14 protein-coding genes and 1 riboswitch are annotated in these 17632 nt (G+C 51.3%); of the genes, 9 read left to right on the forward strand and 5 right to left on the reverse strand.

Annotated elements, in window-relative coordinates; all coding sequences use genetic code 11:
- Positions 1-47: 47 nt before the first annotated feature.
- The 5 genes from cbiB to hemW all read right to left on the reverse strand — a co-directional run bounded on the left by cbiB (position 48) and on the right by hemW (position 9040).
- Entirely contained in the window at positions 48-1022 is a 975-nt protein-coding gene (gene cbiB, locus ACFMKP_RS03905; RefSeq protein ID WP_382289240.1) for an adenosylcobinamide-phosphate synthase CbiB, read from the reverse strand.
- On the reverse strand, positions 967-1731 hold the full coding sequence (locus ACFMKP_RS03910; RefSeq protein ID WP_382289242.1) for an SAM-dependent methyltransferase: 765 nt from the start codon (positions 1729-1731) through the stop codon (positions 967-969). The genes cbiB and ACFMKP_RS03910 overlap by 56 nt, the downstream gene beginning before the upstream one ends.
- Entirely contained in the window at positions 1728-6035 is a 4308-nt protein-coding gene (cobN, locus tag ACFMKP_RS03915) for a cobaltochelatase subunit CobN (RefSeq protein WP_382289244.1), read from the reverse strand. The genes ACFMKP_RS03910 and cobN overlap by 4 nt, the downstream gene beginning before the upstream one ends.
- Positions 6035-7066, reverse strand: coding sequence for a cob(I)yrinic acid a,c-diamide adenosyltransferase (gene cobO / locus ACFMKP_RS03920; protein ID WP_382289246.1), 1032 nt, complete (start codon positions 7064-7066; stop codon positions 6035-6037). Before cobO ends, cobN begins: the two co-directional genes overlap by 1 nt.
- Before the next feature lie 134 nt (positions 7067-7200).
- Positions 7201-7344, reverse strand: a riboswitch (cobalamin riboswitch).
- A 421-nt stretch (positions 7345-7765) separates the two neighbouring features.
- Complete coding sequence (gene hemW, locus ACFMKP_RS03925) at positions 7766-9040, reverse strand: radical SAM family heme chaperone HemW (RefSeq protein ID WP_382289248.1); 1275 nt, start codon at positions 9038-9040, stop codon at positions 7766-7768.
- A 281-nt stretch (positions 9041-9321) separates the two neighbouring features.
- Between hemW and ACFMKP_RS03930 the strand changes: the two genes are divergently transcribed.
- The 9 genes from ACFMKP_RS03930 (at position 9322) to ACFMKP_RS03970 (ending at position 17630) form a co-directional block, all read left to right on the forward strand.
- Positions 9322-11253 (forward strand): SpoIIE family protein phosphatase, encoded by a 1932-nt coding sequence (locus ACFMKP_RS03930; RefSeq protein WP_382289251.1) that lies wholly within the window; start codon positions 9322-9324, stop codon positions 11251-11253.
- A gap of 309 nt (positions 11254-11562) precedes the next feature.
- Positions 11563-12612 (forward strand): NAD(P)-dependent alcohol dehydrogenase, encoded by a 1050-nt coding sequence (locus tag ACFMKP_RS03935; RefSeq protein WP_382289253.1) that lies wholly within the window; start codon positions 11563-11565, stop codon positions 12610-12612.
- Between the two features lie 66 nt (positions 12613-12678).
- Complete coding sequence (locus ACFMKP_RS03940; RefSeq protein WP_382289255.1) at positions 12679-13887, forward strand: winged helix-turn-helix domain-containing protein; 1209 nt, start codon at positions 12679-12681, stop codon at positions 13885-13887.
- A gap of 4 nt (positions 13888-13891) precedes the next feature.
- Complete coding sequence (locus ACFMKP_RS03945) at positions 13892-14359, forward strand: GNAT family N-acetyltransferase (protein WP_382289257.1); 468 nt, start codon at positions 13892-13894, stop codon at positions 14357-14359.
- 143 nt (positions 14360-14502) lie between these two features.
- Positions 14503-15039: a GNAT family N-acetyltransferase gene (locus ACFMKP_RS03950; protein WP_382289259.1), complete on the forward strand. Its 537-nt coding sequence runs from the start codon at positions 14503-14505 to the stop codon at positions 15037-15039.
- 209 nt (positions 15040-15248) lie between these two features.
- On the forward strand, positions 15249-15494 hold the full coding sequence (locus tag ACFMKP_RS03955; protein WP_054533563.1) for a hypothetical protein: 246 nt from the start codon (positions 15249-15251) through the stop codon (positions 15492-15494).
- 116 nt (positions 15495-15610) lie between these two features.
- Positions 15611-16105 (forward strand): NUDIX domain-containing protein, encoded by a 495-nt coding sequence (locus ACFMKP_RS03960; protein ID WP_382289262.1) that lies wholly within the window; start codon positions 15611-15613, stop codon positions 16103-16105.
- Positions 16106-16298: 193 nt separating this feature from the next.
- Positions 16299-16550 (forward strand): WXG100 family type VII secretion target, encoded by a 252-nt coding sequence (locus ACFMKP_RS03965; RefSeq protein WP_382289263.1) that lies wholly within the window; start codon positions 16299-16301, stop codon positions 16548-16550.
- A 288-nt stretch (positions 16551-16838) separates the two neighbouring features.
- A complete protein-coding gene (locus tag ACFMKP_RS03970; protein ID WP_382289265.1) occupies positions 16839-17630 on the forward strand; it encodes a hypothetical protein in 792 nt (263 codons plus the stop codon).
- Positions 17631-17632 lie beyond the last annotated feature (2 nt).

The following is a 17632-nucleotide window of genomic DNA, read 5'->3' on the forward strand; positions in this document are numbered from 1 at the left end:
GCGGGAGAGGGGGCTAGGGGGTGAGGGAACGCAAAATGTCTACTTTGCTATAAATTATTAGAGCTGCTGACTGACTTGCTGCCGCACTTCGCTCCCCATGCAGCTATTACTAAGCCCGCCACAACCAGATAGATCACGCGGCGGGCTAGCTGGCGAGCGGTTTGCATTAGGGCTGGATCGGGCTGGGTTGGGCCGTCGCCAAGCGCATAATGCTCGATTTTGATTAACTGGGTATCCAACGCGCCAGCCATGGCCGCCATTGGCCAGCCTGCATTCGGCGAGGCAGTTTTTCCATGATCACGCCAAGCCACCTGCCAAGTTCGTTGGCGTTGGCCATGGGCAACCAACCAAAGCATGCCTGCCGTCAAGCGCGCAGGAATCAGATTCAGTGCATCGTCGCAACGGGCGGCAACTTTGCCGAGATATTCAAAGCGTTGATTGTGATAGCCCCACATCGCATCGAAGGTATTGCTCATGCGATAGGCCGCCAAGCCAGGCAAGCCTGCTGCCAAATACCAAAATAAGGGCGCAATCACGCTATCCGAGAGATTTTCGGCCAATGATTCAATCGCAGCGGCGGCAACCTCGCTTGGGCTTAGCTCCGCCGTATCGCGACTGACCAAATGCCAGCTTAATAACCGCCGCGCTTCGCTCAAATCGTCTGCTGCAAGTGCTGTTTGCACCTCGCCAACCGCTCGATCAAGCGCCCGATAGGCCAGCAAACTTTGGGCTACCAAGGCTTGAGCCAGCGGATGTTTAGGGATGCTAGTTGCCAAGCCTGCGCTCAAGCCCAAGCCAGCGCTGAGCCAGATTGCCCCCCAAGCCAAACGCGCTGCTTCGTTGCGTGGCGAGAAACGCTCGCCTTGTTTGATCCATTTGCCCATCCAAACCACCGGATGGACGTGGTTGGGCAATTCTGGTAGCAGCGCATCGCAGGCCAAGGCCAATAATGCACTCAATGCCCGTTTAGCCATTGGTTGCTCGCTGGGCAATAATAAACATGCCGTTGCTGCCATCGCCATAGGCTCGATTTTGGTCTAGGCGATGCCACGCGCTGACCAAGCGCAAGCCAGCATTGCCAAGCAAGCGCTGTAATTCGGGCAAATAGTAATGGCGGCGGGTCAATTCGTAGCTGGTGCGTTGGCCAGCATTCAGCACCGTCAAGCGATCGGTGCAGGTCATGGCGTTGCGATCTGGAATCACTTCGTACAATTCCAAGCCTTGTTCAGTTTCTGCCCAGCGTTGGCTTGCTTCGGGCAGCGCAAATGGCCAATCGTTGATGCCAAAAATCAGCCAGCCGTTTGGTTGCAAAAGATTAGCTAAATGCTGCAAGCTTTGGGCATCGGCGGCCTCGCTGGGGTAACCGCAACAACTGCGGTCGTACAACGAGAAAATCGCATCAAACGGTTGCGCGCTCATTTCGATAAAATCTTGTTGGCGAAATTGGCAGCTTTGGCCGCGTTGCTGGGCAAAGGCTTGGGCTGCTTGCAGCAATTCGGGCGCAATATCGATGCTCAAAACGTGATCAAAGCCACGTTCAGCCAGCGCCACACTATGCCGACCCCAACCGCAGCCAATTTCCAAAATGCTGGCGTTTGGCTCAAGCCCAATTTGGCCTAACACAAAATCGAGATCGTGCTGGGCGGCAGCATAATCGGCGTGTTGGCGTTCGGCGCTCAATGTGGCAACTTGGCGCGGCGCAAAATAGCGATACCAATCATTGTTGTTCATAGTTGGCCTCGCTGTTGCAAATTGCTCAAGCCCAACGATTGGGCAGCTTTGAGCAGATCGATGTCGTGTTGCTCTGGGTCGTGCCACAAATCGCGATCAATCGCTTCGAGCAAGCGTTCGGCAATCGCTTGCCACGCCCACGGGTTGCTGTCGGCAAAAAATTGCTGCATCTCCTCATCGCGCAAATAGTGCTCAGCAATCGAGTGATACATCCAATCATCAACGACTTGGGCGGTAGCATCGTAGCCAAACAGATAATCGACGGTGGCGGCTAGCTCTAACGCACCTTTGTAGCCGTGGCGACGCATACTTTCGATCCATTTGGGGTTGACCACGCGACTGCGAAACACCCGCCGCGCTTCTTCGCGCAAATCGCGGGTTTGTGGGCGCTGCGGGTTGCTCGAATCGCCAAAATAGCGGCGTGGGTTGCGCCCAGTCAAGGCGCGAATCGTGGCGATCATGCCGCCGTGATATTGCATGTAGTCGTCACTATCAAAAATATCGTGTTCGCGATTATCTTGATTCTTGGTGGCAATTTGCACTTCGCTCAAGGCTGTGCCAAAGGCATCGGCGGCTTCAACGCCATAGTCATCGCTGGTGTAGGCATAACCGCCCCAAGCGATGTAGGCTTGGGCAAAATCAGCGTCATCTTGCCAATTTTGGCTATCGATCAAGGGCAAAATGCCTGCGCCATAACTGCCTGGCTTGCAACCCCAAACCCGATAGCGGGCTTGTTGCTGGGCAATTTCGGGAGCCAAGCCAGTTTTGATCAATTGCTCGGTGGCGGCAAAGGCCTGTTGGCGGGCAAAATTTTGATCAAGTGGTTCGTCAAGCGCCATCACGGTTTGGGCAGCTTGATCGAGTAAACTGACCAAATGCGGGAATGCATCACGGAAAAAGCCGCTAATCCGACAAACGACATTAATCCGTGGGCGGCCAAGCTCGGCCAAGGGAATCACTTCAACGCCCGTGATGCGGCGGTTTTCGGCCTGCCAAACTGGCCGCACGCCCAACAAGGCCAGCACTTGGGCAATATCATCGCCGTAGGTGCGCATCGCGCTCGTGCCCCAAATGCTGATGCCAACGCTGCGGGGGTAGCTGCCCTCTTCGCGTTGATAGCGCCGAATCAAATCATCGGCCAAGTGCTGGCCAACTTGCCACGCCGCCGCGCTGGGCAACGAACGCGGATCGACTGCATAGAAATTGCGGCCCGTCGGCAACACATGGGCCATACCCCGAGTTGGCGCGCCGCTTGGCCCCGCCGGAATGTAGCCGCCATTCAAGGCATGTAAGAGGCTGGCAATCTCGGCACGCGCACTTTCATGCAAATTGGGAATTAATTGGGTGGCGATAAATTCCAATGGCGCGACCAGCGTTTGATCCCACGCTGCTGCGTTGGGCAACAAGCTGGTTTGCAATACGGCTGGAATGGCTTCAATCTGCCAGTTTTGGTGTTCTAAGGTTTGCAAGATAGTTTTGCAATGCTGTTCGAGCCATGCCGCCACATCGCCGTTGCTGTAGAGGGTTTGTTCGCCTAATTGCAGCGGCTGGGGCAAGCGTTCGCCCAAATTGGCTTGCAACGTATTCCAATTTAGGCCATAGAGCTTGCCAACCGCCACGGGCAAACTTGGCACTTCAAGATTGGGTAGTTTGGTCAGGTGAAACAGCAATTCTGGCAGTTGGTCGCCTTCGGCCAAAGTTCCCAAAATGTGTAACCCATCGCGAATTTGTGCTCCGGTCAGCTCGCACAAGTAGCCTTCAATATCTTCGAGCAGGTGGGCCACTTGGCGGCCTTCCATCTCGGCAAAGGCGGTTGGTGTGCCATCTTCGAGGAACGAGCCATCCCAATCGTGGGTGTGGTCGCCGTGGTTGGCCTTGAGAATAAATTGCAAATCGTCGCTGAGATTGCTGGTTTGCAGCAAGTTCCAAATTTGGCGCTGCAACAGGGGCAATTTATTCGGGTCGAGTTGCTCAACTTGATAATATTCATTGACTAACTGCGCCAATTCGGCTAGCTGGCCATAAGCTCCGGCGCTGGTCATCGGCGGAGTCATATGGTCGATAATGACGGCATGACTGCGGCGCTTAGCCTGATTACCCTCGCCTGGATCGTTGATGATAAACGGATAAATCACTGGTAAATCAGCAATCAAGGCATCGGGGAAGCACTCGCGGCTGAGGCCAACGCTCTTGCCCGGCAGCCATTCGAGCGTGCCGTGTTTGCCCATATGCACCAAGGCATCGGCCTGCCAGCCATCACGTAGCCAGCGATAGAGCGCATAATAGCTGTGCGGTGGCGGCAAATCGGGCATGTGGTAGATTGCGTTGGGGTCCATGCCATAGCCACGTGGCGGCTGCAAAGCCACAAAGACATTGCCAAACTCCAAGCCAGCCAACGCTAAACCTTGCTCGCTCAAATAGGCCGTGCCTGGCGCTTCGCCCCATTGTTTGATCATGCTGGCTTGCAAATTGGCAGGCAATTCGCTAAACCATTGTTGATATTGATCGACTGGCACATGCACCGCTTGGGCTAATTGCTGCTCGGTCAGCCAGGTTTCATCATACGAACAACGATCGATCAAATCGAGCAACAGTTGGTCGCTGCTCGCTGGCAAGTTGCCAACCTGATAGCCCTCTGCTTGCATGGCGTGGAGCAAGGTCAATAATGAGGCTGGCGCATCCAAGCCAACCGCATTGCCAACCCGCGAGGCTTTGGCGCTGCTATTGGTAAACACAAAAGCGATGCGTTTTTCGGCGTTTGGTTTGTGGCGCAAATTGACTAAGCGCTGCGTAATGCCGACCACTCGCTCAACCCGCTCACGATCTGGGACGTAGCGCACAATGCCAGAATAGGGGTCTTGCTCCTTGAACGAGATTGGCACGGTGATAATCCGGCCATCAAATTCAGGAATCGCCACATTAATTGCGGTATCGAGCGAGCTTAATCCGCGACCTGCTCGTTGCCATTGCTCACGCGAGCGGCCACTAGCAATCGCTTGGAGAATCGGTACATTCAGTTGTTGCAGCATGTCGATTTCCCAGCCTGCGAGGGTTGGGCCTTCGGTATTGACGTTGCCCAAGGCAAACGACAAACTGCAAATCAAGGCATCGATCGGCCCATCTGCTTGTAAGCATTCCAAGGCAGCAGGCAGATTATTCGTGCCGCCTTCTTTGAGCGAGTGGCTATAAACCGCCCGTGGTTGCATGCCATGCGCTTCGATTGCCTGACAAATTGCATCCACAAACTCGGTGTTGCCGCTGAGCATATGTGCTCGATAAAACAGTACGCCCACAGTTGGCTTGGCTGGTTGTGCGCTGGTTTGGCATTGCGTGCCAGTGCAGCCTTCGCAGCGATTGAGCGCTGGCGTGTAGATGCCATGGCGTGGTAACTCTCGCGGCGCATCGTAGCCCCAACCTGTCAGCAATAAGTGGTCGCTCAAGCAAGCTAAGGCATTGACTACATTGTCCAAGCCGCCCTGCATAAAATAGGTGCTAATTAGGTGCGCCAGCGGCACGCCAACATTCGAAAGCGCCATCAATTCAGGATCAAGCGCCTCGAAGCCAGGCAAATACAGCACAAAGCCATTGGTTTGCTGCGTCCATTGTTGCAAGCGCTCGATGCCATGTTCAAAGCCACGGCTCCCAGAAATTAAGCGTACAACCACAATTTCGGCTTGGGGCAACAAGCGATCAAGCAATGTATCGAGTGCCGTTTGATCTTCGGCCTCGCCCACATTGGCGGTTTGCAGGCTGGTAAAATCGCTTGGCAATTGGCGACGAGCCTGCTCAATCAGCAGAATATCGGTATCAGCTTGGGTCAAAAACACAATGCCATTGCCAAGGCTGGGCTGGCTGGCTGGAAAGGCTGGCGCTTGGCTGATGGCGGCTTGCGTTTGACCATCCCATTTAAAGCCATTGAAGACATGCGGCTTGAGATTGGCTGGCGCAGGCAGCACCTGATCGGCCTGAATCATGGCTTCGATGTAGTCGTAGAGCGCTACCACCAACTCTGGTTGGTTGAGCGAATGAAACCAAATTGGCTGGCCATCGAACATCAACATGGCCACGTTGGCTAACGGACATGGTCCCAAACAGCCGCCCATATTCAGATGCACAAGATTGCGCAGCTTGCGACTTTCCCATTCGTGCTGATGAATTTCCGGCCAAACCGGCGCAAAGCCGCGCTCGGTAATGCCACAGCAGCAACCATGAGCGCAAATAAACAACATACCACGTTTATAGCCAGCGTTGACCATGCGCCCATCGATGCGCTCGACCATATTGCGTTGCAAACGTTCAGTCATTAGAAATCAATTCCTATTTGGGCGCGAATGCCTTGAAGTCGAAACGGGTGTTTAATCTCGCGCATCTCGGTCACGAGGTCGGCATGCTCAATCAGGGCGGCGGGGGCATCGCGGCCTGTGATAATCACATGCAGCAATTCGGGCTTGTTGGCCGCCAACCAAGCCACAACTTCGTTGACATCAAGCCAGCCAAACGCCAACACATAGGTAAATTCATCGAGAATCACAATTTGATACTGATTCGAGCTAATTGCAGTTTTGGCCAGTTCCCAGCCATGCAAGGCTTTGGCTTTGGTCGTATCAAGGTCTTTCGATGTCCAAGTGAAGCCATCGCCAGTGCCACCAAACTCAATTTCCATCTTGGCGGCTGCCCGCGATTCGCCAAACTTGGCGTTTTCGTGTTTGAGAAATTGAATCACGCGCACCTTGAGATCGCGACCCCACGCGCGAGTCATCACGCCCAAGGCTGCCGAGGTTTTGCCCTTGCCATTGCCAGTATTGACGATTACTAAGCCTTTTTTGCCTTTGCGCAATTTGCGTACTTGCTCGCGATAGCGGCGTTTTTCCTCGGTTGAATGCAGTTGCGTGCCAGCAGCAATAATTGGTTCCAATTGCTCAACTGCATCATCAGCATGCAATTCAATTGGATTAAACGCCTGATCGCCACGCACTGCCGGAGCGTATTCTGGCTCTTGCCCCGCTGGATAGAGCCGATGGAAAATCGCTGCTTCAACTGGCTCGCCATTGATCAGATGCTCTTGAACGATCTGTTCAACTAATTCCTCATCAAGCTGCTGATACCAAATGCCTTCGGGATAGACCACCGCAATCGGGCCGCGCTGGCAGACACCCAAACAGCTGACGGTCGAGCATTTAACTCGTTCGGGATTGCGCAATTTGCGCCGATCGCCAAGTTGTTCGAGGGCGTGTTGGGCCAACGCCGCGCCATCAGCATCGCCGTTGCATTGATCACCAGTGCAAATAAATAAATGGCGGCCATAGGCACGCATCGTCAGTGGGGCATCGCTCATGCTGGCTCCGTTGGGCGACACCCCAGCATGCAAACAGCCAAGAAAAACCTCTTCGGCTCATGCCAAAGAGGAAAAGAGGCACTAAACCCAGCAGGGCCTAGCAACTCCTTCCCTGATCCGCGAGGGAAATGTTGGAGTGTCGATGAGTTTGTGGCGGGTTATCGGGCTTGAAGCAAAGCTTCCTACCGTTGCGGGACAGCGCCAGACTTGGACTGGCTTCCCCCATTGCGCGTTTGTGTCATCCGGGACAGCAACGCACCACAAACAAGTTGTAAATTGCAGCCGCGATTATACGTGCAACCCTGAGTTAAAGTCAAAAGTCAGGAGAAAGTATGAAGGATGAGGGATGAGGGATGAAAATGTTAACCGCGAAGAGCGCGAAGGACGCGAAGTTGTATTCGCTGACTGGCTGAATTGCATTCAAATCCTATAGAACTCAGAACCCAACATTCGTGATCTTCGTGTGCTTCGTGGGTCAATTGCTTAACGCAGAGGCGCAGAGCCACGAAATTATGAAGGATGAAGGATGAGGGATGAAAATGTTAACCGCGAAGAGCGCGAAGGACGCGAAGTTGTATTTGCTGACTGGCTGAATTGCATTCAAATCCTATAGAACTCAGAACCCAACATTCGTGATCTTCGTGTCCTTCGTGGATAGAAATAACTAATCCCTAACCTCTGACAACTGCCCCCTCGTCGTCAATCGACCAAAAAACGTTCGATGACTTGATTGCCGACCATGCGCCCGCGCGGCGTAAAGCGAATCGCGTTTGCGGTTTGTTCGAGCATGCCTTGCTCAACCAGTTTATCAATCACAGGTTGATATTGTTCAAGCAAATCGTGGCCAGTGCGTTGCTGAAAATGGGCAAAGCCTAAGCCGCAATTCAGCCGCAAACCCATCATAATCGTTTCAAAATCGCGGTCGTTTGGCGCGCATGCTTGGGCGTCAACCAACGGTGCTTGGCCGCGTTCAACCTGCTGAGCGAATGGCTCCAACACCCGTTGATCAACCCAGCGCCAGCCGCGCCAATGGCTATGCGCACCAGCACCAACGCCCAAGTAATCGGCGTTGAGCCAATAGGCGACGTTATGCCGTGAGGCATAGGCTGGCAAGCGTTCGCTTGGATTGAAATTTGGGCTTTTGGTTTTGGCCCAATTGGAAATCTCGTAATGGCCATAGCCTGCTGCACCCAAAATCTCCATCGCCGCCTCATACATCTCGCCAGTTGCATCATCGTTGGGAATGCTCACGCGGCCAGCGGTCACTTGGGCTGCTAGCGGCGTGCTTGGCTCGACAATCAACGAATAGAGGGCAAAATGTTCGGTATCCCAGCTGACAATTTCTTTGAGCATCGCACGCCATTGGCCAATATCTTGGCCCGGCAAGCCAAACATAAAATCAAGATTGATATTCTCAAAGCCGACTTTACGCGCTGCCTGATACGAAGCAAAGGCCTCGTTGGCAGTATGAATCCGGCCCAGCACGCGCAAGGTTGGGTCGTGCAAGGTTTGGACACCCATGCTCAAACGATTGATGCCCATCGAACGCATCGCCCGCAAATACTCATGGTCAAGCACGGTGCCAGGGTTGGCCTCGCTGGTCACTTCTGCTTGCTCAAGCGGAATAATTCGGCCAACACTTTGCATCAGTTGTTCAAGCAAGGGCAAGGGCAGTGCGGTTGGTGTGCCGCCGCCCAAAAAGACTGTGGCTGGCAAATCGGCCTGCTGCAACGGCCCCGTGAGATCATGTAGCTCATATTTAGCCCACGGAATTGCTTGGGTTGCTGTTTTCGGCCACGTTGGGTCAACGCTCGTTTCGCCGCTCGCCATGCGTTCGAGGTGCAAGCACAAGGCATCAACATAGCGCTGCATAAAATCTTCGCGATTGGCAAAGGTGTTGAAATCGCAATAGGCACAGCGGGTTTGGCAAAATGGTATATGAATGTAGAGATGTTTTAAATCGTGTGTTGTCATGGCAGTATTGTAGTGCGATTTGAGCCTTTGCGCCATTATAGGCTTTTGGCTATGGGCTATCGGGGTGAAGAGTACGAAGCTTGAAACCGCGAAGAGCGCGAAGCGCACGAAGATAAGGCTATGGGCTATCGGCTTTTGACTATCGGAACAATTATTGACTACCCACGTTCTTTCCTCCCTCATAATTCATCCTTCATCCTTATCCCTAGCCCCTGACCCCTAAACTCTATTTACTGCTACAATGGGGCCGATGCGCAAGCTAGCTCTGGTGCGCGAGGTTTATGGTGCGGCGCTTAATTAAACGTAGCTTAGTTGCCCGCTTAGTGGCAATGTTTTGTTTGGTAGCCACCCTCGCTGTAAGCCTTTTAGGCTTGACGGCCTATTGGCTTGGCCGCCGGGTTATCGAGCAATCGGTGATTGAACGGCTGAGCATTGCAACTTCGCTCAAAGAGCAAGAAATCGAGCGCTGGGTCGATGATCAGCGCAAAGAGGTGCAGTTGTTGGCGGGCTTGCCCTTGGTCCGCAGCAACGCGAGCATGCTTGCTAACGCCAAACTGGTTAGCCCCGAAGCCAATAGCGCCTACGATACGCTTTCGACCTACCTGCGCTCGATCGTGAAAAATCAGACCAAATTCGACGAAATTTTTGTGCTCAATCAAGTCGGACGAGTTATTTTCTCAACCGATCCGCTCCACGAAGGCACGATTATTACTGATCTTCAATATACTAATGTTGCTCAATTTGGCTTGTATATCGAAAATATCTACCCCAACGATGCAGATATTCCCACGATGACGATTGCTAGCCCGCTCTTTGACCGTGATAACAATGTGTATGCAATTTTGGCTGCGAACGTTAATTTATCGCGGCTTGATGATATTTTAGTTCAACGAGTTGGTTTAGGCCGTAGCAGCGAAACCTATTTGGTCGATAGCAAGCAACGCTTTGTTTCAAGCAAACGCTTTGGCCGACCTGGCATGCCAATCGTCGTCGATTCATATGGCATTCAGCAAGCGCTGGCGCGTCAAAATGGGGTTGCCAAATATCAAAATTACGCTGGCGAGGCGGTGGTTGGTGTCTATCATTGGCTCGAAGGCCGCGATTTGATTTTGTTGAGCGAAGTTAGCCAAGCTGAGGCCTTTGCTCCGGCCCGCGAACTTAGTATTGTGATTTTTACAATTGGCTTGGTTTTAGAGGGCTTGGCGCTGTTGGCAGTTTTTGCCTTGATGCGGCAAGTCGTTGTGCCTGTGGCTCAATTAACCGAGGCTGCGGTTCAAGTTGCTGAGGGCAATTTGCAACAAGCAGATCTGCCCGCACGTGATGATGAATTGGGCTTGTTGATTCGCAGTTTTACTCGGATGACCAAGCAATTGCGCTCCAATCGCGAGCAACTCGAAGATCAAGTTGCGCTGCGCACCAACGAATTGCGCCTTGCCTATCAACAATTGGTTCAACTCACTGATCAACTTCAAGAGAAGAACGATTATTTGCAGCAAGGGCTGAAATTGGCCCACGATATTCAAATTGGCTTGCTCTCGCAGCTTCCGCCGTGGAATCCCGATGTACTGCGTGCTAATGCCTATTCGTTGCCTTCAGCAGAAGTTGGCGGCGATTTCTATAGCTTTGTCGATCTGGGCAATGGTCGGGTTGGCATGGCAATTGGCGACATTTCGGGCAAGGGCGTTGGCGCAGCCTTGATGATGGCACTGGTTTCGAGCACCTTGGAAGAACGTGCTCGCGAAGGTAGCTCACCAGCTGTTTTGCTCCAAACCCTCAATACGTTGTTGCTCGAACGGCTCAAAGCCAACCGTATGAATGCGGCGGTAATGTATGCGATTTATGATCAAGTTAGCTCAACCTTGCACATTGCCAATGCTGGCATGGTTATGCCCTACTTGCTCCGCGCTGGTAATCTGACTGAAATTGAGGTTGTTGGCTTGCCAATCGGCTCGCGCCACGATGTTCGCTATCAAGAAGCAAGTATTCAGCTCAAGCCTGATGATCACGTGGTTTTTGTCAGCGATGGCGTGGTCGAAGCTCGCAACCCCGCGAACCAAATGTTGGGCTTTGAGCTGTTCGCAACGATGTTGGCTGGCTATCGCCACTGGCCAGCTATCGAGCCATACCACGAACATTTGTTCAAACAAATTAGCAATTTTATGGCTGAGTGCCCGCCCGCCGATGATATTACGATTTTGTGGCTGCAAAAGTAGGGATTGGGGATCGGTTGTTGGGGGTCGAAACCGCGAAGCACGCGAAGATCGCTAAGCTTGATCCACGAAGAGCACAAAGGTTAATTTTTTTGGCTTAGATTCATAGTCCTAAAATCCAGATCCCCAATCCCCGACCCCTGATCCCCAAATTCTCTGTTCTATGCTCTATGTTCTTCTTTTTTGACTTCTGACTTAGCCTTTCATCCCTCATCCTTCATCCTTCATCCTTCTAAAATAAGCCTTAGGCCAGATGCACAATCGGCGTTTTTTCGGTAAACTGCACATATGTTTTGTTGTAGGAGGAAGCTCATGCTGACAACCCAAGCCTATGCTGCATTTAACCACGCTGCCCCGTTTGCCCCCTTCGAATTCGAGCGCCGCGATTTAACGCCCACTGATGTGCAAATTGAAATTTTATATTGTGGCATTTGCCATTCCGATTTGCATCAAGCGCGTAGCGAATGGGATGGCACTGTCTACCCAATTGTGCCTGGCCACGAAATTGTTGGCCGTGTGGTGGCTGTTGGCTCTGAGGTACGCAAATTCCAAGTTGGCGATCCGGTTGGCGTAGGCTGTATGGTCGATTCATGTGGCCAATGTGCCGATTGCCACGATCAGCAAGAGCAATTTTGTGCCAAAACCACTTATACCTACAATAGCCCCGATCCGCACACCGGCGGCGTAACCTATGGCGGCTATTCAAGCCAAATTGTGGTTACTGAGAATTTTGTGTTGCGCATCGCCAAGCATTTGGATTTGGCGCGGGTTGCGCCATTGCTCTGCGCTGGCATCACCACCTACTCGCCATTGCGTCATTGGAACGTGCAACCAGGCCAGAAAGTTGGCGTAGTTGGCTTAGGCGGCCTTGGCCATATCGGGGTCAAAATTGCCAAAGCCATGGGTGCTGAAGTTGTGCTCTTCACCACTTCGGCCCATAAGGCTGCCGATGCCGAGCGCTTGGGCGCGTCGGTAGTTATCTCCAAAGACGCAGCTGCGATGCGGAACCAACGCAATAGCTTCGATTTTATCCTCAATACCGTTTCAGCTGCCCATAATCTTGATGATTATTTGAGCCTTTTGAAACGCGATGGCACGCTTTGCCTCGTGGGCGTGCCCGAAAATCCCCACCCAACCCCGAGCTATCCCAACCTGATTTTTCGCCGCCGTCAGTTATCTGGTTCGTTGATCGGTGGCATCGCCGAAACCCAAGCGATGCTTGATTTTTGTTCCGAACATAATATTTTGGCCGATATCGAGCTGATTGGCGTGCAACAGATCGACCAAGCCTACGACCGCATGCTCAAAAGTGATGTCAAATATCGCTTTGTGATCGACCTTGCTAGCTTGAAAGCCGAATAATCAGTTGCTTGTTGCCAACAGCTGCCAATAAACTGCGGCTGTTGGCGCTTGGATTAAGGATAATTCATGACACCCACTATCTCGCTTGATCAAGCCCGCGCAATTGCGATTGCAGCCCAAGGCTTAGATCGCCGTCCAAATCTTGTTGATCAAGCAACCTTGCACGAAACCATCAAGCGCATGCAAATTGTCCAAATCGATACGATCAATGTTGTGGCGCGTGCGCCCTACTTTGTGCTCTGGAGCCGTTTGGGCAATTATGATCCAGATTGGTTTGATCAATTGCAGTTTCCAGCGGGCCAATTATTTGAATATTGGGCGCATGCAGCCTCATTTTTGCCAATTGAATTATTTCCGTTGCTGCGTCCGGCGATGTTGCGCTATACCACCCATGGTTGGCCCAAGGCGCGGCAGTGGCTCGAAGAACATAAAGCTGTTGTTGATCTTGTGCTTGCGACGATTCGTGAGCGTGGCCCATTGCGCTCGGCTGATTTTGAAGCGCCTGTTGATCATGCTGGCGGCGGCTGGTGGAATTGGAAGCCTGCCAAATCGGCGCTCGACTTATTGTGGAGTATGGGCGAGTTGATGATTATCCGTCGCGAAAAATTCCAGCGCGTCTATGAGCTGACCGAGCGGGTTATGCCAAACTGGGATGATCGCGACACACCAAGCTTCGAGGATGCAGCCGAGCAACTTAGCGAGCGCGGTTTGCGCTCAATGGGAATTGCCACCGAGCGCCATCTGCCCGATTACTTTCGTCAAAAGCGCCCAGGCATCAAAGAACGCCTGCAAACATGGGCCGCAGCAGGTAAAGCAATCGAGGTCAAGGTTGAAGGTTGGATCGCGCCAGCCTATATCCATCACGATCAGCGCCATTTGCTGGAGCAAACGCCAACCCCAAGCCTCACCACCATGCTTTCGCCCTTCGATAACCTGATTTGGGATCGCCAGCGCACCATGGATTTTTGGCAATTTGATTATAAAATCGAATGCTATACCCCAGCACCCAAGCGCCGTTATGGCTACTTCACCTTGCCAATTCTCTGGAAGGATCAGGTGATTGGGCGGATTGATGCCAAGGCTGAACGCAGCGCGGGCATTTTTCGTGTCCATGCCTTACATTTGGAGCCACATATCACGCCCAGCGCAGCCTTGTACGACGATTTGGCTGTGATGCTGCGCGATTGTGCCAACTGGCATCGCACGCCAACGATCAGCATCACCATGAGCGATCCGCCACAGGTTGCCGCCGAAGTTCAAGCGCGCGTGGGCTAATCCTATGCCATCCATTCAACTGCGGCCAATTTTGGTCGAGCACCAAGCCGACTTAGCAGCGTTGCTCGCCGATTATTTGGCTGAACTTGATCCTGCATCAGGCCCAGCGTATCCCTATTTGGCGAGCTATTGGGAAGATCCTGAGCGGGTGCCATTGTGGATTGTGCAAGCTGAGCAGCGAATTGGCTTTGTGCTGTTGAATCGCTATGCCTTGTTGCCCCAAACCAGCTTGGCGATTGCTGAATTTTACGTTGAGCCAACTGCTCGTCGCCAAGGTGCTGCGCGCCAAACCGCCTGGCTCTTGTTTGATCGTTTTCCGGCGACATGGGAAATTCGCTGTTTAGCTAGCAATGCTGCGGGCCTTGGCTTTTGGCAAACCACGCTCGATCAATATCTTGGCCATGCCTGCCCAGCCTTGGATGGTACGACTTATGGCTGGGATGGAACGATTTGGAGTTTTGTGAGCCGCTAAAAAGCGTTGTTGCTGGTATACTGATAGGTCATTCCAATCTGGAATGGCCTATTTTGTGCTGAATGTTGCACCATCCAATTGCTGGATAAACCTAGTATCATCAATGCTGATTATTTGCAGGCATAAAGGATATCGTACCCACTATGAAAATTGCTTTTGAAATTCGCCCGGCGCAGGCAGATGAAGAATGGGCGGTTGCTCACTTATTTGAAGCCTTACACCACTATAACACACTGCTTGATCCCTACTTTGGTTTAGCCGAAGATTGGCATGAACTTTTACATGATTTTTTAGTCAAACAAGTGCTCGATACAAGTGGCATAACGATGCTGGCATGGCATGGCAGCGTACCAATTGGCCTATTGATCGTCACTGGTCAACAAGATTCAGCCTTATTTAAACGCCGCCGTTGGGCTGAGTTACTGGCATTGTATGTTGAGCAAGATTATCGTAGCCAAGGCGTGGCGCAAAGCTTGCTTAAGCTAGCCCAAGCATGGGCAAGCAAGCAAGGTTATCAACGCATCCAGTTGTATGTAACTGCGAGCAATCATCGCGCCAAACGCTTCTATCAAGCGCAAGGCTGGCAGTGTGTGCAAGAAATTTGGCGCTTAGGCCTCGATCAATCCCAGCAACCAGATGATTTTGTCGATCAGTTGATCATGTGTTCGAGTAATGAATGAGCATAAGCGAAATTGATCAAAAATTAAGCTTGATTAAGCTGGATATATAGCTATACTACCAAGGGGTGAGAAAGTACTACCCGTTGCTCACCCTAATCTAGGATCAAAGGGCTTGAAATCTTGGGCAAAGCTTGCTACACTGCGTCGTTACAATCGCCAAAACATCTGTCCTATACCACATGGGTGATTCTACCCAAAGGAGGTTCGGCATGGCCGTTGATTCGAGTGCCTTTATTGTAGTACCAGTGGAAGCGACCGTCCCGGTTTTATGGCGAGCAATGCGTAGCATTCGCACCAGCCTCAATATTACCAGGATCTATTGGCATCCAGATGAACATGTTCGTGATGGCTGTCATTTTCGGTTAGAAGTGCCTGTTGCCCAACTTCACGATCCCGCTACCGCCCGTGGGCGCATTCAGTCGATTTTGGTTGACCATGGAGCAGCCTTATTGTAATGAAGCATAGAACACGATGGGCGATTGGACAGCGTATCAATGGCGATACGCTGTTGTTTTTTTAGCGTGGCTCGTTTAAGCTAGCCCAAGCATAACTATCTGATGAGGTATTTTGCATGCCAGCGTTTCAGCATTGCCATTGGTGTGGGGCGGCGTTCGATGGACCGCAAGGCTTTCCGCGCAAATGTAGCGTTTGTGGCAATTCAACTTATCGCAACCCAATTCCGGTCAGCGTTATTTTAGTGCCAGTTGATGGCGGTTTGTTGACGGTGCGGCGCGCCATCGAGCCACGCAAGGGCCAATTGGCCTTGCCTGGCGGCTTTGTCAATTTCGATGAGAGTTGGCAAGCAGCAGGCGTGCGCGAGGTGTTTGAGGAAACCAATATTCAACTTGAGGTGCAAAGCATTCGCGATTGGTGGACGCGCAGCACACCCGATGGCATGATTTTGATTTTTGGCTTGGCAGAGCCAATCAGCCGTGCCGCGATTCCCACTGATTTTGATCGCAGCGAAACCGAAGAATTAGTTGTGATCGATCGCCCGCAAGTGTTGGCGTTCCCATTGCACAACGAAGCCATGCAGGTCTATTTTGCGCAGCTAAAGACTGATTAGGCTTCAGGCTAAATTATCGCCTGCTCTAAGGTATTTGGTAGCAGAAAACTCAAATATGCGAAGATCATTTAATCCACCTAGTAATCATAGTTCAATGGTTATTTAGGTGGGTTGGCATTTAATCTTGACTTTACAAATAAGATTTTTATAATTGAATATATGGATAGATATATTGTGAAGTGGGGGATATTTCATGACAGCACCAGTTATTCAAATTGATTATGAACAGGTTAACCAAGTTGTTGAACGCTGGCAAACACAATATGATCGGGTAGATAGCTTAAAACAAACCCTTCAAATTACCTACAAACAATTACAAGCAGATTGGCAAGGACAAGCAGCACAAGCGTTTTTTAAGGAAATGGATAGGACTGTTTTACCTGTGCTTGAGCGGCTCAAGAAGACAATTGCCGAGGCAAAATCGACTACACTTCAAATCTCCTAGATCTTTCATACAGCTGAAGAGGAAGCAAGTCGTTTATTTAAAGGCCAAGCGGAAGCAGGTTTAGGTAATAAGCCAGTTGGAGCAGTTGTCAGTTATGCCGAAGAAACCAACGAGCGTGGTGGTGATACTCCCGGAGTACCAACCCCTACTCCTACGGTCAATCCAATCAATGGATATACCGTAACTGATGTTAAGCAATCTGAGTTAAGCACGTTTTTTAGCCAATATGAAAATAGTGGCGATATTCCAGCAGAGGTTCTTGAAAAATATTTAACAAATCCTCAATTAATGGCAGTTCAACGTCAAGTATTATCTGATCTTGCTGAACACGTTCAACATGGTGGAAAGCCATTAACCCTGCAAGAATTTTATGCAATGGCATTAAAAGCCACAGGTGATCCTGGAACTGCCTTATTAGTAGCACATAATATTACCAAGTCAATGTCGCGCGGGCTTTCACCAATTGGTTGGGAAAAGACCGATACTGATCCATTAACATATCAGATGGATGGTAAGACCTTTATTTTTGATCGGGCCAATCTGCATCCTGATGCTGATTCACTCAATTCAAATAACGAACCATCAATCTTTTATGCAGCGTTTGATAGACATTCACTTGGCAAAAATGATCCCGGCGATTGGTATCATTACTATCTTGAAGCCTCAGCGAGTTATTATGGCGCTTCTGGTAAGCTTACATTTGATAACCCTGGCGGTGCATTTTGGGACTATTCAAAAGTCGTTGATGGGGCGCTTGATGGTGCGATGAATCAAATGAAAGATCCTAACCTTTCAGAAAGCCCTGCCTACCAAGGTTGGCGCTATGCTAACTCGCTGAGCTATCTCGAAGGTGCAAAATATGGCACTGATTATGATGGAGTTCAAGATGAAGTAACTCGTGAAGCACAGCTTCATCGCGAAGGCGCATTATTTGGACTTGAGGTTGCTGGAGCACATCCAGATCCCCAATGGAGTTGGTATATTCCCAAAGCTGGGGCAGCCAATGGAATTTTAGATACAGACGTTGATATTAGCAATGATACCGATGCTACCTATGATCCATCTGGTACCAAACGTTAGAA

Source organism: Herpetosiphon sp. NSE202, from assembly GCF_042688385.1.
GTDB lineage: Bacteria > Chloroflexota > Chloroflexia > Chloroflexales > Herpetosiphonaceae > Herpetosiphon.